The organism is Pseudomonas sp. efr-133-TYG-23 (genome assembly GCF_030209215.1).
Classification (GTDB): Bacteria; Pseudomonadota; Gammaproteobacteria; order Pseudomonadales; family Pseudomonadaceae; genus Aquipseudomonas; species Aquipseudomonas rhodesiae.
Genome location: NZ_JARVSL010000022.1, coordinates 1 through 21438, shown reverse-complemented (window position 1 = coordinate 21438; position 21438 = coordinate 1). Strand labels below are relative to the sequence as shown.

19 protein-coding genes are annotated in these 21438 nt (G+C 60.8%); 13 read left to right on the top strand and 6 right to left on the bottom strand.

Annotation, left to right across the window (positions count from 1 at the left end; translation table 11 throughout):
- The first annotated feature begins 100 nt into the window (after positions 1-100).
- From nuoG to nuoN, 8 genes are read left to right on the top strand one after another with little or no spacing between them, the layout of a single operon-like run.
- Entirely contained in the window at positions 101-2815 is a 2715-nt protein-coding gene (gene nuoG / locus QRN41_RS15815; RefSeq protein ID WP_034098703.1) for an NADH-quinone oxidoreductase subunit NuoG, read from the top strand.
- Positions 2812-3819, top strand: coding sequence for an NADH-quinone oxidoreductase subunit NuoH (gene nuoH / locus QRN41_RS15810; RefSeq protein WP_017137518.1), 1008 nt, complete (start codon positions 2812-2814; stop codon positions 3817-3819). The genes nuoG and nuoH overlap by 4 nt, the downstream gene beginning before the upstream one ends.
- An 11-nt stretch (positions 3820-3830) precedes the next feature.
- A complete protein-coding gene (gene nuoI / locus QRN41_RS15805) occupies positions 3831-4379 on the top strand; it encodes an NADH-quinone oxidoreductase subunit NuoI (protein WP_003174725.1) in 549 nt (182 codons plus the stop codon).
- Positions 4380-4388: 9 nt separating this feature from the next.
- On the top strand, positions 4389-4892 hold the full coding sequence (nuoJ, locus tag QRN41_RS15800) for an NADH-quinone oxidoreductase subunit J (protein ID WP_016974048.1): 504 nt from the start codon (positions 4389-4391) through the stop codon (positions 4890-4892).
- 2 nt (positions 4893-4894) lie between these two features.
- Entirely contained in the window at positions 4895-5203 is a 309-nt protein-coding gene (gene nuoK / locus QRN41_RS15795) for an NADH-quinone oxidoreductase subunit NuoK (RefSeq protein ID WP_003174727.1), read from the top strand.
- Positions 5200-7053, top strand: coding sequence for an NADH-quinone oxidoreductase subunit L (gene nuoL / locus QRN41_RS15790; protein ID WP_034098705.1), 1854 nt, complete (start codon positions 5200-5202; stop codon positions 7051-7053). Before nuoK ends, nuoL begins: the two co-directional genes overlap by 4 nt.
- A gap of 39 nt (positions 7054-7092) precedes the next feature.
- Positions 7093-8625, top strand: coding sequence for an NADH-quinone oxidoreductase subunit M (gene nuoM, locus QRN41_RS15785; protein ID WP_167417871.1), 1533 nt, complete (start codon positions 7093-7095; stop codon positions 8623-8625).
- A gap of 7 nt (positions 8626-8632) precedes the next feature.
- The gene (nuoN, locus tag QRN41_RS15780; RefSeq protein WP_034098709.1) at positions 8633-10096 is read left to right on the top strand and encodes an NADH-quinone oxidoreductase subunit NuoN; all 1464 of its coding nucleotides are present in this window, start codon (positions 8633-8635) and stop codon (positions 10094-10096) included.
- 254 nt (positions 10097-10350) lie between these two features.
- On the opposite strand, the gene QRN41_RS15775 is transcribed toward nuoN, so the two are convergent.
- Together QRN41_RS15775 and QRN41_RS15770 are read right to left on the bottom strand one after the other, a co-directional pair.
- On the bottom strand, positions 10351-11103 hold the full coding sequence (locus QRN41_RS15775) for an outer membrane beta-barrel protein (protein ID WP_034136461.1): 753 nt from the start codon (positions 11101-11103) through the stop codon (positions 10351-10353).
- 124 nt (positions 11104-11227) lie between these two features.
- Positions 11228-12067, bottom strand: a complete 840-nt coding sequence (locus tag QRN41_RS15770; RefSeq protein WP_167417872.1) for an arylamine N-acetyltransferase family protein — start codon at positions 12065-12067, stop codon at positions 11228-11230.
- Between the two features lie 119 nt (positions 12068-12186).
- Here QRN41_RS15770 and QRN41_RS15765 point away from each other — a divergent pair, with 119 nt between their 5' ends.
- Positions 12187-12423 carry a DUF6555 family protein gene (locus QRN41_RS15765; protein WP_034098712.1) on the top strand — a complete coding sequence of 79 codons (237 nt, stop codon included), beginning with the start codon at positions 12187-12189 and terminating at the stop codon, positions 12421-12423.
- Between the two features lie 49 nt (positions 12424-12472).
- Here the strand turns inward: QRN41_RS15765 and QRN41_RS15760 are convergent, their stop codons facing one another.
- Together QRN41_RS15760 and QRN41_RS15755 are read right to left on the bottom strand one after the other, a co-directional pair.
- Entirely contained in the window at positions 12473-12673 is a 201-nt protein-coding gene (locus tag QRN41_RS15760; protein WP_034136463.1) for a DUF6021 family protein, read from the bottom strand.
- A gap of 11 nt (positions 12674-12684) precedes the next feature.
- Entirely contained in the window at positions 12685-12864 is a 180-nt protein-coding gene (locus QRN41_RS15755; RefSeq protein WP_034136464.1) for a hypothetical protein, read from the bottom strand.
- Positions 12865-12990: 126 nt separating this feature from the next.
- Between QRN41_RS15755 and QRN41_RS15750 the strand changes: the two genes are divergently transcribed.
- Both QRN41_RS15750 and QRN41_RS15745 read left to right on the top strand, forming a co-directional pair.
- Positions 12991-13512, top strand: coding sequence for a DUF3087 domain-containing protein (locus QRN41_RS15750; RefSeq protein ID WP_167417873.1), 522 nt, complete (start codon positions 12991-12993; stop codon positions 13510-13512).
- A 193-nt stretch (positions 13513-13705) separates the two neighbouring features.
- Positions 13706-14446 (top strand): carbonic anhydrase, encoded by a 741-nt coding sequence (locus QRN41_RS15745; protein ID WP_167417874.1) that lies wholly within the window; start codon positions 13706-13708, stop codon positions 14444-14446.
- A 15-nt stretch (positions 14447-14461) separates the two neighbouring features.
- On the opposite strand, the gene QRN41_RS15740 is transcribed toward QRN41_RS15745, so the two are convergent.
- The gene (locus QRN41_RS15740) at positions 14462-15325 is read right to left on the bottom strand and encodes a Dyp-type peroxidase (protein WP_167417875.1); all 864 of its coding nucleotides are present in this window, start codon (positions 15323-15325) and stop codon (positions 14462-14464) included.
- Positions 15326-15474: 149 nt separating this feature from the next.
- Between QRN41_RS15740 and QRN41_RS15735 the strand changes: the two genes are divergently transcribed.
- Positions 15475-17091 carry an NADP-dependent glyceraldehyde-3-phosphate dehydrogenase gene (locus QRN41_RS15735; RefSeq protein WP_123480093.1) on the top strand — a complete coding sequence of 539 codons (1617 nt, stop codon included), beginning with the start codon at positions 15475-15477 and terminating at the stop codon, positions 17089-17091.
- Between the two features lie 152 nt (positions 17092-17243).
- Positions 17244-18305, top strand: coding sequence for an FUSC family protein (locus QRN41_RS15730; protein ID WP_034136469.1), 1062 nt, complete (start codon positions 17244-17246; stop codon positions 18303-18305).
- Between the two features lie 71 nt (positions 18306-18376).
- On the opposite strand, the gene QRN41_RS15725 is transcribed toward QRN41_RS15730, so the two are convergent.
- Positions 18377-21438: immunoglobulin-like domain-containing protein (locus QRN41_RS15725; protein WP_502941900.1), on the bottom strand; the 3062-nt coding region annotated here is incomplete at its 5' end.

Sequence of the window (21438 nt, the reverse complement as noted above, 5' to 3'; positions counted from 1 at the left end):
TGTCATGTGCTGACGCCTTTAAGGCTGTGTAGATGCACATGAATAACAAGATTCCATTAGCCACGCCCGCTGACAACGGGCCAACGAAGAACTTTGAACCATGGCCACTATCCACGTAGACGGCAAAGCGCTCGAAGTCGATGGGGCGGACAACCTGTTACAGGCGTGTCTGTCACTAGGCCTCGACATCCCTTATTTCTGCTGGCACCCCGCGCTCGGTAGCGTCGGTGCCTGTCGCCAGTGTGCGGTCAAGCAATACACCGACGAGAACGACACCCGTGGTCGTATCGTCATGTCCTGCATGACCCCAGCCACCGACAACACCTGGATCTCCATCGACGATGAAGAATCCAAGGCGTTCCGCGCCAGTGTCGTCGAGTGGCTGATGACCAACCACCCTCACGACTGCCCGGTCTGTGAGGAAGGCGGTCACTGCCACCTGCAGGACATGACGGTGATGACCGGCCACAACGAGCGCCGCTATCGCTTCACCAAGCGTACCCACCAGAACCAGGACCTCGGCCCGTTCATCTCCCACGAGATGAACCGCTGCATCGCCTGCTACCGCTGCGTGCGCTTCTATAAAGACTACGCCGGCGGCACCGACCTTGGCGTATTCGGCGCCCACGACAACGTGTACTTCGGTCGCGTCGAAGACGGCGTGCTGGAAAGCGAGTTCTCCGGCAACCTCACCGAGGTCTGCCCGACCGGTGTGTTCACCGACAAGACTCACTCCGAGCGTTACAACCGTAAGTGGGACATGCAATTCGCCCCGAGCATCTGCCATGGCTGCTCCAGCGGTTGCAACATCTCCCCGGGCGAACGCTACGGCGAGCTGCGTCGCATCGAAAACCGCTTCAACGGTTCGGTCAACCAGTACTTCCTGTGCGACCGTGGCCGTTTCGGCTATGGCTATGTCAACCGCGAAGACCGCCCACGCCAGCCACTGTTGGCCGGCGGTGCGAAGCTGAGCACCGACGAAGCCTTGGATAAAGCCGCCGACCTGCTGCGCGGCCGCACGATCGTCGGCATCGGCTCGCCACGCGCCAGCCTCGAAAGCAACTATGCGTTGCGCGAACTGGTCGGCGCCGAGCACTTCTACAGCGGTATCGAAGCCGGTGAGCTGGAGCGTATCCGCCTGGTCCTGCAGGTGCTGAACGACAGCCCGCTGCCGGTGCCGAACATGCGCGACATCGAAGACCACGACGCCATTTTCGTGCTCGGCGAAGACCTGACCCAGACCGCCGCGCGTATCGCGCTGTCGCTGCGTCAGTCGGTCAAAGGCAAGGCTGAAGAGATGGCCGACGCCATGCGCGTACAGCCTTGGCTGGACGCCGCCGTGAAAAACATCGGCCAGCACGCGCTGAACCCACTGTTTATCGCTAGCCTGGCGGAAACCAAGCTCGACGATATCGCCGAAGAATGCGTGCACGCCGCCCCCGACGACCTGGCCCGCCTCGGTTTCGCCGTGGCTCATGCCCTGGACGCGAGCGCCCCTGCCGTCGACGGCCTGGACGCCGAAGCCGTCGAATTGGCCCAACGCATCGCCGACGCGCTGCTGGCCGCCAAACGTCCGCTGATCATCGCCGGCACCTCGCTGGGTTCCAAGGCGCTGATCGAGGCCGCCGCCAACATCGCCAAGGCCTTGAAGCTGCGCGACAAGAACGGCTCCATCAGCCTGGTGGTACCGGAAGCCAACAGCCTCGGCCTGGCCATGCTCGGTGGCGAATCCGTGGATGCCGCACTGCAAGCGGTGATCGACGGCAACGCCGACGCCATCGTGGTGCTGGAAAACGATCTGTATACCCGCACCGACGCGGCCAAGGTGGACGCCGCCTTGAACGCGGCCAAAGTGCTGATCGTCGCCGACCACCAGAAGACCGCCACCAGCGACCGTGCCGACCTGGTACTGCCAGCCGCCACCTTCGCCGAAGGCGACGGCACCCTGGTCAGTCAGGAAGGCCGTGCGCAGCGCTTCTTCCAGGTGTTCGATCCGAAGTACATGGACGCCAGCATCCTGGTTCATGAAGGCTGGCGCTGGCTGCATGCCCTGCGCTCCACCCTGCTGAACCGGCCGATCGACTGGACACAGCTCGACCACGTCACCGCCGCCACTGCCGCGAGCGCGCCGCAACTGGCACGTATCGTCGACGCCGCGCCGTCCGCCGCATTCCGCATCAAGGGTCTGAAACTGGCCCGTGAGCCGCTGCGTTATTCCGGTCGTACCGCCATGCGCGCCGATATCAGCGTGCATGAACCGCGCACGCCGCAAGATAACGACACCGCGTTCGCGTTCTCGATGGAAGGTTATTCGGGTTCGGCCGAACCGCGTCAGCAAGTGCCGTTCGCCTGGTCGCCAGGTTGGAACTCGCCACAGGCGTGGAACAAGTTCCAGGACGAAGTCGGTGGCCACATCCGCGCTGGCGACCCAGGCACTCGCCTGATCGAAACCCAGGGCGATTCGCTGAACTGGTTCGCGGCGGTCCCGCGTCCTTTCAACCCGGCCCCGGGCACCTGGCAGGTCGTGCCGTTCTTCCACCTGTTCGGCAGCGAGGAGAACTCTTCCAAGGCCGCACCGGTTCAGGAGCGCATCCCCGCCGCCTACGTGTCCATGGCCAAGTCCGAAGCCGACCGCCTGGGTGTCAACGACGGTGCCCTGCTGAGCTTGAACGTTGCCGGCCAGACCCTGCGTCTGCCGCTGCGTATCAACGAAGAGCTGAGTGCCGGCCTGGTTGCACTGCCTAAAGGCCTCGCCGGCATCCCGCCGGCGATCTTCGGCAAAACCGTTGACGGTCTGCAGGAGGCAGCGCAATGACCTGGTTCACCCCTGAAGTGATCGACGTGATCATCTCGGTCGTCAAGGCCATCGTGATCCTGTTGGCCGTGGTCGTGGCGGGCGCCCTGCTCAGCTTCGTCGAACGTCGCCTGCTGGGCTGGTGGCAGGACCGTTACGGCCCGAACCGCGTTGGCCCATTCGGCATGTTCCAGATCGCCGCCGACATGCTGAAGATGTTCTTCAAGGAAGACTGGACCCCGCCGTTTGCCGACAAGGTGATCTTCACCCTGGCGCCGGTCGTGGCCATGAGCGCCTTGCTGATCGCCTTCGCGATCATCCCGATCACCCCGACCTGGGGCGTGGCGGACCTGAACATCGGCTTGCTGTTCTTCTTTGCCATGGCCGGTCTGTCGGTCTATGCGGTGCTGTTCGCAGGTTGGTCGAGCAACAACAAGTTCGCCCTGCTGGGTAGCTTGCGGGCCTCGGCCCAGACCGTGTCCTACGAAGTGTTCATGGGCCTGGCGCTGATGGGCATCGTGGTGCAGGTCGGCTCGTTCAACATGCGCGACATCGTCGAGTACCAGGCGCAGAACCTGTGGTTCATCATTCCGCAGTTCTTCGGCTTCTGTACGTTCTTCATCGCTGGCGTGGCCGTGACGCACCGTCACCCGTTCGACCAGCCGGAAGCGGAACAGGAACTGGCCGACGGTTACCACATTGAATACGCCGGCATGAAGTGGGGCATGTTCTTCGTCGGTGAGTACATCGGCATCATCTTGATCTCGGCCCTGTTGGTCACGCTGTTCTTCGGCGGCTGGCACGGACCATTCGGCATCCTGCCGCAGCTGGCGTTCTTCTGGTTCTTCCTGAAGACCGCGTTCTTTATCATGCTGTTTATCCTGCTGCGCGCTTCCATTCCGCGTCCACGGTATGACCAGGTGATGGATTTCAGCTGGCGCTTCTGCCTGCCGCTGACCCTGATCAATTTGCTGGTGACTGCTGCCGTTGTGTTGTTGAACACGCCAGCGGGCGCGGTTCAGTGAGGATTTGACCCATGTTCAAATATATTGGCGACATCGTTAAGGGTACCGGTACCCAGTTGCGAAGCCTGGTGATGGTTTTCGGCCATGGCTTCCGCAAACGCGACACCCTGCAATACCCGGAAGAAGCGGTGTACCTGCCGCCGCGCTATCGCGGCCGCATCGTGCTGACCCGCGACCCCGATGGCGAAGAGCGTTGCGTTGCCTGCAACCTGTGCGCCGTGGCGTGCCCGGTGGGTTGCATCTCCCTGCAGAAAGCTGAAACCGAAGACGGTCGCTGGTACCCGGACTTCTTCCGCATCAACTTCTCGCGCTGCATCTTCTGCGGCCTGTGCGAGGAAGCTTGCCCGACCACCGCGATCCAGCTCACACCGGATTTCGAGATGGCCGAGTTCAAACGTCAGGACCTGGTGTACGAGAAAGAAGATCTGTTGATCTCTGGTCCCGGTAAAAACCCTGATTACAACTTCTATCGTGTTGCAGGTATGGCCGTTGCCGGTAAGCCAAAAGGCGCCGCACAAAACGAAGCCGAGCCGATCAACGTGAAGAGCTTGCTGCCTTAAGGAAGAAAGATGGAATTCGCTTTCTATTTCGCATCGGGTATCGCGGTTGTGTCCACGCTTCGCGTGATCACCAACACCAACCCCGTGCACGCCCTGCTCTACCTGATCATTTCGCTGATCGCCGTGGCCATGACCTTTTTCAGCCTCGGCGCACCGTTCGCCGGTGTACTGGAAGTGATCGCCTACGCCGGCGCCATCATGGTGCTGTTCGTGTTTGTGGTGATGATGCTCAACCTGGGGCCGGCTTCGGTCGCCCAGGAACGCGTCTGGCTCAAGCCCGGCATCTGGCTCGGCCCGGTTGTCCTCGCGGCCCTGCTGCTGGGTGAACTGCTGTATGTACTGTTCGCTCACCAGAGCGGCCAGGCCATCGGCCACACCACTGTGGATGCAAAAGCCGTGGGCATCAGCCTGTTCGGCCCGTACCTGCTGGTGGTCGAACTGGCGTCGATGCTGCTGCTCGCCGCAGCCGTCACCGCCTTCCACTTGGGCCGCAACGAAGCCAAGGAGCAATGACGATGCCTGCTATCCCCTTGGAGCATGGTCTGGCGGTCGCCGGCATCCTGTTCTGCCTTGGCCTGGTCGGCCTGATGGTTCGCCGTAACATTCTGTTCGTGTTGATGAGCCTGGAAATCATGATGAACGCCGCAGCACTGGCCTTCATCGTTGCGGGTGCACGTTGGGGCCAGCCGGATGGACAAGTCATGTTCATCCTGGTGATCAGCCTGGCAGCGGCCGAGGCCAGTATCGGCCTGGCGATCCTGCTGCAGCTGTATCGTCGCTTCCACACGCTTGATATCGACGCTGCCAGTGAGATGCGCGGATGAACATGATCTTTCTGACTTTCCTGTTTCCCCTGATCGGGTTCCTGCTGCTGTCGTTCTCTCGCGGGCGCTGGTCGGAAAACCTTTCGGCTTTGATCGGCGTGGGGTCCATTGGCCTGTCGGCGATCGTCGCCGCCTACGTCATCTGGCAATTCAACGTGGCGCCGCCGGAAGGCGGTCACTACACCCTGGTGCTGTGGCAGTGGATGTCGGTGGAGGGCTTCAAGCCCAACTTCGCCCTCTACATCGATGGCCTGTCGATCACCATGCTTGGCGTGGTGGTGGGCGTGGGTTTCCTGATCCACCTGTTCGCGTCCTGGTACATGCGCGGTGAAGCGGGCTACTCGCGCTTCTTCTCGTACACCAACCTGTTTATCGCCAGCATGCTGTTCCTGGTGCTCGGCGATAACCTGTTGTTCCTGTACTTCGGCTGGGAAGGCGTGGGCCTGTGCTCGTACCTGTTGATCGGTTTCTACTACAGCAACCGCAACAACGGTAACGCCGCACTCAAAGCGTTTATCGTCACCCGTATCGGCGACGTGTTCATGGCCATCGGCCTGTTCATCCTGTTCCAACAGGTGGGCACGCTGAACATCCAGGAACTGCTGGTGCTGGCGCCACAGAAATTCCAGGTCGGTGACTTCTGGATCACCCTGGCGACCCTGATGCTGCTGGGCGGCGCCGTGGGTAAATCCGCGCAACTGCCACTGCAGACCTGGCTGGCGGACGCGATGGCCGGTCCTACCCCGGTGTCGGCTCTGATCCACGCCGCAACCATGGTGACCGCGGGTGTCTACCTGATCGCCCGTACCCATGGCCTGTTCACCCTGGCGCCGGAGATCCTGCACCTGGTCGGCCTGGTCGGCGGCGTGACTCTGGTACTGGCCGGCTTTGCCGCGCTGGTGCAGACCGACATCAAGCGTATCCTCGCCTACTCGACCATGAGCCAGATCGGCTACATGTTCCTGGCCCTGGGCGTCGGCGCCTGGGACGCGGCGATCTTCCACCTGATGACCCACGCCTTCTTCAAGGCGCTGCTGTTCCTCGCTTCCGGTGCGGTGATCGTGGCGTGCCACCACGAGCAGAACATCTTCAAAATGGGCGGCCTGTGGAAGAAACTGCCACTGGCCTACGCCAGCTTCATCGTCGGTGGTGCCGCCCTGGCCGCCCTGCCGCTGGTGACCGCCGGTTTCTACTCCAAGGACGAAATCCTCTGGGAAGCCTTTGCCAGCGGCAACCAGAACCTGCTGTACGCAGGCCTGGTCGGTGCCTTCATGACCTCGCTGTACACCTTCCGCCTGATCTTCATCACCTTCCATGGTGAAGCCAAGACCGAAGCGCACGCAGGCCATGGCATCTCCCACTGGCTGCCACTGTCGGTGCTGATCATCCTGTCGACCTTTATCGGCGCCATGATCACCCCGCCACTGGCCGGCGTACTGCCGGAAAGCGTCGGTCATGCTGGCGGCGACGCCAAGCACAGCCTGGAAATCGCCTCGGGCGCCATTGCCATTGCCGGTATCCTGCTGGCAGCCCTGCTGTTCCTCGGCAAGCGCCGCTTCGTGACCGCCGTGGCCAACAGTGGCATCGGCCGTTTCCTGTCGGCCTGGTGGTTCGCTGCCTGGGGCTTCGACTGGATCTACGACAAACTGTTCGTCAAGCCGTACCTGGCCATCAGCCATGTACTGCGTAAAGACCCGCTCGACCAGACCATTGGTTTGATCCCGCGCGCGGCCAAAGGCGGTCACACCGCCCTGAGCCGCAGCGAGACCGGCCAATTGCGTTGGTATGCGGCTTCCATGGCGGCTGGCGCCGTGCTGGTGATCGGCGCCATCGTAGTGGTAGCGGTCTGATATGAACTTTGCGAACTTGCGAAAGGAAACGAGCCCGTCATGATTCTGCCCTGGCTAATCCTGATCCCCTTTATCGGCGGCCTGCTCTGCTGGATGGGTGAACGCTTCGGCGCCACCCTCCCCCGCTGGATTGCGTTGCTGACCATGTCCCTGGAACTCGCGCTCGGCCTCTGGCTGTGGGCCCATGGCGACTATTCATTTGCTCCGGCACCGGGTGTCGATCCCACCTTCGCGCTTGAATTCAAGCACGTGTGGATCCAGCGCTTCGGCATCAACGTGCACCTGGCCCTCGATGGCCTGTCGCTGTTGATGATCCTGCTGACCGGCCTGCTGGGTATCCTCTCGGTACTCTGCTCCTGGAAAGAAATCCAGCGTCACGTGGGCTTCTTCCACCTGAACCTGATGTGGATCCTGGGCGGTGTGGTCGGCGTGTTCCTCGCCCTCGACCTGTTCATGTTCTTCTTTTTCTGGGAAATGATGCTGGTGCCGATGTACTTCCTCATCGCGCTCTGGGGTCACAGTTCTTCGGACGGCAAGAAAACCCGGATCTACGCGGCGACCAAGTTCTTCATCTTCACTCAGGCTTCCGGCTTGATCATGTTGGTGGCGATCCTGGGTCTGGTGCTGGTCAACTTCAACAACACCGGCGTGATTACCTTCAACTACGCAGACCTGTTGAAGACCAAGATGTCCCTGACCACCGAGTACGTGCTGATGCTGGGCTTCTTCATCGCCTTCGCGGTGAAGCTGCCGGTGGTGCCGTTCCACTCCTGGTTGCCGGACGCTCACGCCCAGGCACCGACTGCCGGTTCCGTGGACCTGGCCGGTATCCTGTTGAAGACCGCTGCGTATGGTCTGCTGCGTTTTGCCCTGCCGCTGTTCCCGAATGCTTCGGCCGAATTTGCGCCGATCGCCATGACCCTCGGTCTGATCGGGATTTTCTACGGTGCGTTCCTGGCCTTCGCGCAAACCGACATCAAGCGTCTGATTGCTTTCTCGTCCGTTTCCCATATGGGCTTCGTACTGATCGGCATCTATTCCGGCAGCCAACTGGCGCTGCAAGGTGCAGTGATCCAGATGCTGGCTCACGGCGTTTCGGCCGCGGCCCTGTTTATCCTCAGTGGTCAGCTGTACGAGCGTCTGCACACCCGTGACATGCGCGAGATGGGTGGCGTGTGGTCGCGCATTGCCTACCTGCCGGCGATCAGCCTGTTCTTCGCCGCCGCGTCCCTGGGCCTGCCGGGCACCGGCAACTTCATCGGCGAATTCCTGATCCTGATGGGCGCGTTCGTACAAACGCCGTGGATCAGCGCCATCGCCACCTCCGGTCTGGTGTTCGGTTCGGTCTACTCGCTGATCATGATCCACCGCGCTTACTTCGGCCCCGCCAAGTCCGACACTGTCCTCAAAGGGATGGATGCGCGCGAACTGATCATGGTGCTCGGTCTTGCGGTATTGCTGATCTACATCGGCGTGTACCCGCAATCGTTCCTGGACACTTCTGCCGCAACGATGCATGGCGTGCAGCAGTGGTTCGGCACCGCTTTCTCTCAACTCGCTTCGGCCCGGTAAGAGCGCTATGGAATTCACGATCCAACACTTTATCGCGCTTGCGCCGCTGCTGATCACCAGCCTCACCATCGTGGTGGTGATGCTGGCGATCGCCTGGCGCCGCAATCACTCGCAAACGTTCCTGCTGTCCTGTGCCGGGTTGAACCTGGCCCTGCTGTCGATCATTCCGGCCCTCAAGGTCGCGCCGTTGGCGGTCACCCCGCTGATGATGATCGATGACTTCGCACTGCTGTACATCGCGTTGATCCTGGTGGCCACCCTGGCGTGCGTCACCCTCGCCCACGCCTACCTCGGCGAAGGCGGCACCGGCTACCCGGGCAACCGCGAAGAGCTGTACCTGCTGATCCTGCTGGCTGCGGCCGGCGGTATCGTGCTGGTCAGCGCCCAGCACCTGGCAGGCCTGTTCATCGGTTTGGAACTGCTGTCGATCCCGACGTACGGCCTGGTGGCCTATGCCTTCTTCAACAAGCGCTCTTTGGAAGCCGGCATCAAGTACATGGTGCTGTCGGCCGCCGGTTCCGCGTTCCTGTTGTTCGGTATGGCCTTGCTCTACGCCGAAGCCGGCAGCCTGAGCTTCACCGGTATCGGTCATGCCTTGGCCGCCACCAACATGCCTGCACCGATCGCCCAACTGGGCCTGGCGATGATGCTGATCGGCCTGGCCTTCAAACTGTCGCTGGTGCCGTTCCACCTGTGGACCCCGGACGTGTACGAAGGCGCCCCGGCGCCGGTGGCTGCGTTCCTGGCGACCGCGTCGAAAGTGGCAGTGTTTGCGGTGATGGTGCGTCTGTTCCAGATCTCCCCCGCTGCCAACACCGGCGTGCTGAGCAACGTACTGACCGTGATCGCCATTGCGTCGATCCTGTTCGGTAACCTGCTGGCGCTGACTCAAAACAACCTCAAGCGTCTGCTGGGTTACTCGTCTATCGCCCACTTCGGCTACCTGCTGATCGCCCTGGTGGCGAGCAAAGGCCTGGCCGTGGAAGCCATCGGTGTGTATCTGGTCACCTACGTGATCACCAGCCTTGGCGCATTCGGCGTGATTACTCTGATGTCCTCCCCTTACAAGGGCCGTGACGCTGACGCTCTGTACGAATACCGTGGCCTGTTCTGGCGCCGTCCGTACCTGACCGCTGTACTGACCGTGATGATGCTGTCCCTGGCCGGTATCCCGCTGACCGCAGGCTTTATCGGCAAGTTCTACATCATCGCTACCGGTGTCGAAGCCCATGAGTGGTGGCTGGTTGCCTCGCTGATTCTGGGCAGCGCCATCGGCGTGTTCTACTACCTGCGCGTGATGGTCACCCTGTACCTGATCGAGCCGAACCTGCGTCGTGTGGATGCCGAGCTGCATTGGGAACAGAAAGCCGGCGGCGTGATGCTGCTGGCCATCGCCCTGCTCGCCTTCTTCCTCGGCGTTTACCCACAGCCGTTGCTCACCCTGGTGCAGCACGCGGTGCTGGGTGTTTGATCGCTTAGCGGGACGTGAGTAAACAAAAACGGCGCCTTCGGGCGCCGTTTTTGCATTGTGGGGATTGGGTTGGAGGTTTGCAGCGCAGTGCCAAGCCGGGTTTAGCAATGCCTTTGGTGGGGCTACTGCGCAGCCCGGCGCGGGGCAAGCCCGCTCACCTCAAAAGCCTGTTCAGCATAAAAGCCGATACACCACAAAAGCTCAGTCGCCACAAAAGCCCCTCTTATCCAATCAGCCAGCTCACTACAAACGGGTTAGAACGCGATACCGACCTTGAACCCATACTCGTCACGCTTGAGTTTGGTGTTGTCGGCCACGGGGGAGTCTTCATCCAGTTTGTATTCGGTGCGGGTGTAGTACAGGCCCGCCATCACAGGCAGGTTGCCTTTCTGGTTCATCAGCAGGCTGACTTCCGCGTACGGGTTGGTGCGGTCCTTGAGGTCGACGGAGTCGCTGCCCAAGCCGTCAACCTTGACTTTGACGCGGCCGTCGAGGGTGTGACGAGCGCCGGCTTCAACTCGCAGGGTCATGTCATCGAACTGGTGGTTGTAACCCAGTGCCGCTTTGGCGAATGGCGACTTGGTGGTCAGCTCAAGGTCATTGCCGTTGGACTCTGGCTCGTAGCGGGTCCAGCTGTAACCACCGCCCACGATCACGTCGACAAAGTTGCGCGCATCCAGCGCGGCACGCCAGCCCAGGTCCAGATCGGCCTGGCCTTCCTTGAGTTTGTTGTCGCTCTTCTCGCCATATTTGGCTTCGAGGCCGGCTTGGTAGATAAAACCGGACTCAGCGGTAAGCTTGTTGCCGAAGTTGTAGAACAGGCCCGCTTCGGGCATGTGGTCCTTGTCGCTCTGGCTGCCGCCTTCGAGTTTGAAATCGTTGTAGCTGCCCTGCAGACCGAAGATGGAAATCGGGTCGGTGGACGGCGCTGCGAACACCATCGCCGGCGCGGTGGCCAGCGCAAGCAGCGAGGCGTTTTTGAGGAATGATCCGAATAGTTTGGACATCGTTTTACATCTCCTTGTCAGGTGGACAAATTATTCAGGAACCGCTTCGAACCTCCGCGCGCGCAAAAGGTTCGAAAAAATTCACCTGATTTTGGAGGTAAAACGGTTCAGCGAACGCTCTAGATCAAGGCTCTTGGCGGCCTGCGCGGATCAAGTCATCCAATGCGTCGCTCAAACGTGGGTGCTTAGGCACCTGAATGCCGAACGTGTCGCGTAGCAATGCCAGCAGTTCATCGCTGTGTTGCAACGTACGCTTGGCGCTGGGCCTGTCCAGATAGTGAATTGCGTAATGCGCGTTGTTCAACGTGTGCCGCTCCCCCACGGCCAGCCGCGCGACTTTGAGCTGCCCCAGAAAGGGCGAGCCAGGGTGGGTCGAGACGTACCAGTTGCCGATTTCGTAATCGATGTCGGCCTGCACTTGCAGGTCGAACACGTATAAGCCGCGCCATTCCCCGGCCACTTCGGCCCACAGCGTATAGCTGCTCTCCTGCGCATCGAATGTCAGGCGGTAAGGCTCATGGGCCGTGGCCTGCGCCGCCTGGGTATCGAGTTGCAACGGGCTGCTCGGCACCATGCCACCAAAGCCCACGTCGGCGATGTAGCGCACTCCGTCCAGGTTCACCAGGCTCAGACGATGGGTACGCGCCGTACGCGCATCCGGCGGGCCGCCCATGACAACCCGGCCGGTGATGCCGCGCGCGTCGAAGCCTAATTCCTGCAATAGCATCAGAAACATCTGGTTCAACTCGTAGCAGTAGCCGCCGCGCCCCTCGAACAATACTTTGTGCTCGACGCTCGGCAGATCGATCGGTACCGGCTGGTGCAGCAGGGTCGACAGGCTCTCAAAGGCAAAGGTGCAAACATGGCGCAATTGCAGGTCTTGCAGAGTTTGCAGGGTGGGCGGTGGCGGAGTGTCGTAGCCCAGGCGTTGCAGGTAGCGCTGGCAATGGGTGAGACGGGGCATGGCACGGTCCTTGAGCACGGTCGAAGGCGTCACTATGCCGCGCCCGCGTGCAGATTGTCATTTTGAATGAACCTTTTTAAACGCCTTCCTATCCATTTATAACAAGTCAGGGAGGCACCATGAGTACCGCAAAAATCTACACCATTAATTATCAGCTGCACGGTCAACCGAAGTCCTTTGTAGTACGCGCCGAAGTGATGAATAACGCCGAGGCCTGGCATTGGGCGGCGGTCGACGCCGACGTTGCCCATGTGAGTCGCATTGGCCGCGTGGGCCATGAGCAAGTCAAAAAAACCACCCGCCCCTGGGCGGAGAAATACGGCATCACCAATGTGACCTGGATGCCACCTAAATAACCCCCATCCCCTAAACCAAAAAGCCCCGCTCAATCGAGCGGGGCCTGCATCACTTCTTCAAGTCGCCCAACGGATCGTAAGGCGGCTTTTTTTCCGGGTGATCTTTTTTATCCTTGTCCAGCGGCGCGATGGCCGGGCCGATCGGGTCGACCTGCGGGTCGGCGACATCCGGCGAGTCCGGGTCGAAACCCAGCTCATCCTTGCCACTGGCGTGCTCGCTGGAGCGCGGGCCTTTGTCTGGAGCGGTCATGGCTATCTCCTCTAGAGCGGACGGGCTTTATCGTGAAGGGTTTCCAGGTCTTGCTCGGCTTGCTCCGTATCGTCAATGTCCTGACGATGCGCGGGATCATTGGGGCGCAGAGCGTCGTTGTCGCGCTCCTCCTCACCGGGGGTACGGTTGGGGTCTGGCGTGCCGGGCGGTGGCTGTTTGTATTCGGGCATGATGGTTCACCTCGTCATAATGGGTGGCCTGCACCGATTTAGAGAAAGCCCCGCGCACCAACGTTCAACTTGTTTGCCCCGACGTGCGATGATGCCACCCCGCCATCCTCTAGAGACCTGACCCGGATGTTCGAGCTCAAACCCTGTGACCCCGCCCTCTACCGCCAACAGACCCGCCGCAGCACTTTGACCGTGGCGGTGCTGTTCTTGGCCCTAGCCATGGTGCTGTCGAGCCTGGCGGTGACGCTGTTCGGCGAGCCCGGCGGGGATAATTTCCGCTTCAACGTCGGTGGTGTGTTCGCCGGCGTACTGATCACCCTGGCGCTGGTGCGCGGCCCCTTTTGGGGCCAGGCGTGGCTGGCACCGGCGGTGTATGGCTGGCAGCTCAAGCGTAGCCTGATGAGCGTGACTAACGTGATGCACAAGGTCACCGAGGGAGTGCAGGCCAATGATCCGACAGCCATGAAGCTGCTGCGTTTTTATCACCTGGGGCTGACTCAGATGCACGAATTGGACGCCAACTCCAGCGCCCAGGCGCAGTTGGTCGGTGAGATGCAGGCCCACGTCAGCAAGATGCAGGCGCTGGGGCTGGACACCGACCAGACCCGCCTGGACCCTGCCTGGCTCGACCACCTCAAAAGCGTCTGAGTCACAAACGATTCACGCAGGCGGCGAAGGCTCTCAGGTTTAGGGCTGGCGTTGTTCTTTTCAGCGGACGATCGACGAGCTTTCGACCTATTCGGGTTCAGCGTCCGCTGCACATGCAGAAACCTCCTACATTCTTCGCTCAGCATTCTTTGCACCCTTGGCGCTTTCGCTAACCCCTATCGAGAGCCCCTCCATGTGCAACGCCCATCGCCCCACTGATACGCCGTCGAACAACGGCCGCCGTGACTTTCTGCGTCTGACCACACTCGGCGCCAGCGCGTTGATGCTGGCCGGCGCTTTACCCAGCGGCATGGTTCAGGCCGCCCCGGTGCCGAAAGCGGCCAACAAGCTCGACCCACAACAGGCGCTGGAACGTTTGATGGAGGGCAATCAGCGCTATGCCGCCGGCGTCAAACGACGCCATGATTTCATGCACGAACGTGAGGCCTTGGTCGGCGGGCAAAACCCCTTCGTCGCGGTACTCAGTTGCGCCGACTCGCGGATCGCGCCCGAATATGCCTTCGATACCGGTCGAGGCGACCTGTTCGCCGTGCGTGTGGCCGGCAACTTCGTCACCGATGACGGACTGGCCAGCCTCGAATACGCCGTGGCGGTGCTGGGCACGCCACTGATCATGGTGCTGGGGCACGACAGTTGCGGGGCTGTGGCGGCCGGGGTCAAGGCGGTCAAAGACAACGCTCAATTCCCCGGCAAGATTCAGGGCCTGGCCGACGCGATCAAACCGTCCGTGACCAAGGTGCTGAAAGCGCCGGGCAACGTGTTGGATAACGCCATCGCACAGAACGTCATTGATACCGTCGCACGGCTCAAGACTGAATCCAGCCTGTTGGCCGACGCCCTGACCAAAGGCACCTTGCAGATTGTCGGCGGTGTGTACCGCCTCGACAGCGGCAAGGTTGAGCTGATCGGCTAGTCACGCGCGCCACTATCAACTGGCCAGCGCACTAAGATCCAGGTGCCCATCCAGGACCGGCGGGCACCAGTAGTAGCCGCCGGTCAACGGCGTACTGATGCGGTACAGGCCGTCGACAATCCCGTCTTCCAGGCCGCTCATACGGCGCAGCTGCGCCTCGAAGGCATCGAAGGAATGGCCGAAGGCGAGGAACATCAGGCCGGCCTGACCGTTTTCGGCCCACGGCATGGAGCGGCGCACCACGAAGGCCTCGGGGGTGAAGCTCTCCTGGGCGGTACGTTTGGTGTGGGCCGACTCTGGGGCGTCGTCCAGTTCTTCGTTATCGCCGTGGCGGCGGCCGATGATGTGGTCGCGTTCCTGGGCTGGCAACGCGGCGAAACCATCGAGGTCGTGCTGCCATTGCTGAAGGGCGGCGAAGCTGGCACCGCCGTCAGTCAAGGCGGCGTCCACGGCAGCATCGTCGTGAGGGTTTTCGGTGCCGTCTTCGTAGTCGGTGAGGTCGAAGCCGGTCTTGTAGCGGAAGCCTTCAATCGACTGCACCAGACGAAAGCCCGGGGCCAGGGCCTTCTCGAACGCGCGACTGCGCAGCAGCAGTTCGCCGCGATCCGCACCGTGCAGCCACACCCACAGCGCCTGTTGGGTCGACGGGTTATGCGCCCCCGGCGCGCTGATCGCCGGAAACGGCCGCAAGCCGTCAATGGTTGCGCCCAGTGCAGTGACCAGCGGCTCACCCAACCCGACCACCGCCGCCGCATCCGCCATCCGCACCAATGCGTCCAACGCAACGGGAACGGCGGCCAGGGAATCCACGGCGAAAAACAGATGGCGTGCCTGCAACGGCACCGGTGCAGCAAGAATGCCCGGCTGGTACTGACTCATATGAACTCCTTCAAGAAAGGCGCGCAGTTTACCCGGCGCCAGTCGCTCTGCGTACTGCAAAGCGCGCAAGCCTTGCCATAGAGCCCTTGGTTGGGTGACTCTCTAGTCAAGTACCAGTCAAGTTTTGTAACTATTACAGGGATAGCTCCATGACCACTCAGCCCTTGCTCGCTCAGCTGTTTCCTACTTCCACCGCCGAGATCCCAGAGCAATACCGCCTGGCAGCGCCCATCGAACAGCGTGACTACCTGGTGAACGGCCAGTTGCGGGTGTGGAATGGCCCGCTGGCCCAAGTGCACAGCCCGGTGCAACTGGGTGACCAACGGGTGGTGATCGGCAGCACGCCGCTGCTGGACGCCGACACCGCCCTCACCGCCCTCGACGCCGCCGTGCGTGCCTACGATCGTGGCCAGGGCGAATGGCCGACGATGCGCGTAGTTGACCGCATCCGCCACGTCGAAGCGTTTTTGCGGCGCATGCGCGAGCAGCGCGATGGGGTGGTCAAGCTGCTGATGTGGGAGATCGGCAAGAACCTCAAGGATTCCCAGAAAGAATTCGACCGCACCTGCGACTACATCACCGACACCATCAACGCCCTCAAAGAGCTGGATCGCCGCTCCAGCCGCTTCGAGCTGGAACAGGACACCCTCGGGCAGATCCGCCGCGTGCCGCTGGGCGTGGCGCTGTGCATGGGCCCCTACAACTACCCGCTCAACGAAACCTTCACCACCCTGATCCCGGCACTGATCATGGGTAACACCGTGGTGTTCAAGCCGGCCAAGCTCGGCGTGCTGCTGATCCGCCCACTGTTGGAAGCGTTCCGCGACAGCTTCCCGGCCGGGGTGATCAACGTGATCTATGGCAGCGGCCGCGAGACCGTTAGCGCGCTGATGGCCAGCGGCAAGATCGATATCTTTGCGTTCATCGGCACCAACAAAGCCGCCAGCGACTTGAAGAAACTGCACCCCAAGCCGCACCGCTTGCGGGCCGCTCTGGGCCTGGACGCGAAAAACCCCGGCATCGTGCTGCCCGAGGTGGACCTGGACAATGCCGTCAGCGAAGCGGTGACGGGCTCGCTATCGTTCAACGGCCAACGCTGCACCGCGTTGAAAATCCTCTTCGTGCATGAAGAGGTGGTCGAGGCTTTTATCGAAAAATTCAACGCACGCCTGGCGACGCTCAAGCCCGGGATGCCTTGGGAGGACGGCGTTTCGCTGACGCCGTTGCCGGAAGTGGGCAAGGTCGATTACCTCAACGGCTTGGTGGCCGACGCGACGCAGCACGGGGCCCAGGTGGTGAATGCCAATGGCGGGGTCAGTCGCGGTTCGTTCTTCTACCCGGCGGTGCTGTACCCAGTGAATCCGCAAATGCGCGTCTACCACGAAGAACAATTCGGCCCGGTGGTGCCGATCGTGCCCTACCGCGACCTGGATACCGTGATCGATTACGTTCTGGATTCGGACTTCGGCCAACAGCTCAGCCTGTTCGGCACCAACCCCGAAGCCATCGGGCGCCTGGTGGATACCTTTGCCAACCAGGTCGGGCGCATCAATATCAACGCCCAATGCCAGCGCGGGCCGGACACCTTCCCCTTCAACGGGCGCAAGAACTCGGCTGAAGGCACGCTGTCGGTACATGACGCGTTGCGCGTGTTTTCGATCCGCACCCTGGTGGCGACCAAGTTCCAAGAGAGCAACAAGGCACTGGTCAGCGAGATCCTGCGCAACCGTGATTCAAGTTTCCTGACCACTGACTACATCTTCTAAGTTCACCTCGGTCAAACAATGTGGGAGAGGGCTTGGCTTCGATAGTGGTGTGTCAGCTAACCGATTCTTTACTGATCCACAGTTATCGGGGGCAAGCCCCCTCCCACATTTGGATTGTTTATAGCTGGAGAGTTGAGGGTCCTTTGTTATCAATGAATCTGCCGATGTTTGCCCGGCGCCTGTTGCGCCCCTTGCTCGACCCCTACCGCCGCTACCGGCATGCCAAGCTGATCCACGCCGTGCGCGTGTCCATCGGCTTGCTGGCCACGATCCTGCTGACCACCGGCATCAACCTGCCCCACGGCGAATGGGCGTCGGTAACCATGTTGATCGTGATCGGCGGGCTGCAGCACCACGGCAATATCGGCAAAAAAGCCGTGGAACGCGCCTACGGCACCTTAATCGGTGCCAGTGTCGGTCTGCTGCTGGTGGTGCAACAGGCCTACTTCGGCCTACCGCTGCTGACCTACCTGCTAATGTCGGTGGTGTGCGGGTTCTTCTCCTATCACGCCATCGGCAAGGGCGGTTATATCGCGCTGCTGTCGGCGATCACCGTGTTTATCGTCGCCGGCCACGGTGACAACCCGTTGTCGGATGGTTTATGGCGTACCGTGGATATTCTCATCGGTATCGTCCTGGCCCTGGCGTTCTCCTTCGCCCTGCCGCTGTATGCCGTGTATTCGTGGCGCTATAACCTGGCCAGCGCCCTGCGTGACTGCGCACAGATCTACAGCCGGATCATCAGTGGAAAGTCGGTCACCGATGATGAACACGTCAAACTGCTCAACCGTTTGAATGCGGCAATGGTGCAACTGCGCTCGCTGATGCCGTCGGTATCCAAGGAAGTGCGCATTTCCATGACCGAGCTGGACGCCATCCAGCGTCATCTACGGCTGTGCATCAGCACCCTGGAGATTCTCGGCAACACCCGTCCCGACCCTCGCGACGAACAAGCGATGGCCCGTATGCAGGCCGTCTTGAAGGCCGAGCATCGGCAGATCCGTGTGCAATTGGTGGGGATGGCGCGGGCGTTGAAATCCGGCATGACCGAACGACTGGAGCGCCCAAGTACCGGCACGGGCCGCGAGCCCACGCTGGATGCGCCGGTGTACAGCGCGCTGGATGGGTATCGGTTGTTAACGCTGCAACTAGCGGCGAATGTGGATGCGATGCGGGGGCGGTTGGCGAAGAGTGGGAAGTGTTGGGGGATTTGAAACTAAGTAAAAACACGTAACGGGTTTATCTTTCAAACTCCGTTACGTGTTAATCGGCGGTGAATGGATAATCAAGTCGGCTGTAAGCACCAGGCCGGTGCTCGATAGTTGACGCCTAAACACCTGATCTGTGTTGGCAGTCGCGTGTCCCAAGCAGCATCGACTAACGTGAAGCAATACACACCGTTGTCGATACACACCCAGTAAAAGGCATCATAAGGCACTGGGAACTGCGAGGATGGACCGTAGACTTTTTGCATATGTTCAAGACCGTTGGGCCAATCCAGACCAATGGCGCCGGGTAATGATCGGCGCCAGTTATAGGCGTCAGCGCTGCTTATCGCATGGGGGTATTCGCGCACTGCCCACACGTTCGAAACGTACACATTGTAAGACAACCAGTGCCCTGCATTGTCTCGTACATCAATGGTCGTGACGCCATTGCTATAGCCTGTCACTTTACCCGTCGAGGTCACCTGGGCGATGGCTGAGTTGCGTGATACATAGGTATAGGGCGGTTGACCTCCCGTGGGTACGCGAGTTGCTGCATTTCCAGGGTAATCCTGCCCATTCCTCGGCCAGTTGAATGCAATAATCGCAAACCCTTTCAAATCCATATCGCTACGATCGATCTGGAAAGCCTGCGAGACTTTGTAAGTCGTGCTCTGAAAAGGAGTCTCTCTGCCCGGAGTCTGACTACCGTCGAGCGTCACCTGGGCCTTGAGCTCTATCTGCTGGCCGTTGGGCACAGATTCCAACCAAGTGCGTAACACCGGTTTATTCGCCAGCCCGTTTGTCGCTTCTGACTGACTGATGGGCTCACCATTGAGCACATACAGGTCTCCCACATTCGCACTGCTGCAAATCAACCACACCCGTTGACCAGCGGCACTGAACGGCCATTTCGCCAGCGTAGCCATTGCATTACCGACAAAGGTGTTCAGGTCCAGCGTCGCTCCGGCAGGGGTGTTGTTGATCAACGGCCTTGGCATGTTCCCCACGGGGATCGGCGTCACTGTCACCGTTACTACGCCGGAATTTTTGGGCGAGCCGTTCCGGGTGACCTTGTACTGGAGGGTGAAAGTCTGGTTGGTACGACCGATATTGACCCCAATAGCATGCGCTGGGATGGGGAATGGAACGGTGCCCGATACACTGCCATTTTTCTCCGGGATGTTGGGAGAACCGGCAGCGCCATTACCCACCATGGTGACTTTGATGATGTCGGTGGTCAGCATGCCGTCGTAGCTCACTTCCACCGTGCCGCCATTCAAGGCACTTAAGGGCGCCAGCGTCTGGGAGGCACCGATACCACTGGCTTGGACCAAGTTGGGCAATCGCAACTCCCCAATGGCTGTCAAGACGCGATAGGTCGTCGACGGCAAGTCCACGGCCGTTGATCTATCTGTACTTCCATCAAACGTCACCGCACAACTAACCGTGATCTCCTGATTATTCGGCAACGCCGCCAACCAGGTGCGCAGCACCGTCTTATTCGCCAGGCCATTGTTGGCTTCGAGTGAGTTAATGTCATACGCGCTTAAAACTTCCAGAGGCGTGACGCCCGGAGCGCTGCAGGTGATCCATACCCGTTGCCCCGTGATACTCAACCGCCACTTGGCCAGGGCCGCGGTGGCGTTGCCAGTAAAGGTGTTGAGGTCCAGCGTGTCGCCATTGGCCTTAGCGTTGATCAATACCCGTGGCAGGTCCGATTCGCGGATCGTTTGCACCGTCAGCCGTTGTTCGAAGGAGTCCACCGGGCTGCCATTGATCATGGCGATATACATCAACTCGATGGTTTTACCCACGCTGGCGGCGAGGATCTGCTGGCTGATGGCAAAGTCCACACGACCGCCGGCCAGACCATTCTTAGCCGGAATATCGGCTTCGGAGCCATCGGGGAACAACCATTTCAACTGGATTACGTGTTCGCCGTTCATGCCGTCGTATTTCACCGTGACCGACGCGGTGTTTTCATAGTCCAGCGGGTAGATGGTCAGGGTCGCGCCCGGCCGGTTGTCAAATGCCGGGGCGGGCAAGGTGGAAGGCAGCGCCTGCACCGTGTGTTCGCGCACACCGAACAGCACGGCCGAGTTTATGTCGTAGCTTTCGGACAAGGTGACCCAGAACTCGATGGTCAGCCGTGAGCCATCCTTGAGCAGGCGCAGTTTGTCCACCGGGGTCGGAGGGAAAATGCCATGGGTGACGCCGTTCGGGGTCACCAGGTTGGCGGTGTAGGTGTGCTCTTTATAAATGCTGCCGTTGGCGAAAGTCCCTGTGTAGGTCATCCACATCAGTTGGTTGGGGGCGATGAAACTCCACACCGGAATACGCGTACGGGCGGCATCGTTGAGTTCTGCCAGCACCAACAGCACCTTGTCGCCCACCCCGTCGATGGTCGGCGTGGGCAGCCCGGTCAGGGGCAGCAGTTCCAGGTCCAGCACATCGGACTCATAGGGGAAGCTGCCGCGCGTGAAGTGGTACTGCACGCTGATGCGATTGCCGCCCTCGCGGATGCCTTTGGCGATGACCTCGGACGGTATGGGCACCTCTACTTCGTGGGTGCTGGGGTTGCCTTGTGCACTCACGGCCACGCTGCCAGTGCCGTCGGCGCTGATCCAGTCCACACGAATCTGATCGGTTGCCAGCATCGGCCGGAACTTCACCAACACATAGGTACCGTCTACCACGGCCAGCGGGTTGAGCTGGTCAGGGAATAACGAGGCACCTCCGACCACCGGCCGCTCCAACTGAACGCCGACGCCAACCGTCAGGTTCAGGGCTTCCGAACGCAGTTCCACCCGGGGCGGGCCTTGGCGTTCCAGGCTGTAGCTGATGCGTAAACTGCCGTTGTTGTTTTTGTCGAGAATGTCGCGGGTGACCGGATAGGGCAGTTCCCGGCCTGCGGTGGCGCCATTGATGTCCAGGGTACCGTTGGCGGAGCCGCCCAGGCCCGAGCCGATGCAAGACCAATGGAGCTTGTCGCCGGGCTGGGTATCGAGGTAAGTGAACGTCACCAGTACATCGCTGCCTGTAACGTCAGCGGGGTTGACGTTGTTGCCCACGGCACCTTGCAGGCGGGGCGCGGGCATGTCGGCCACGCGCTCGCCGATTTGGGCGCCCAGCATCAGGG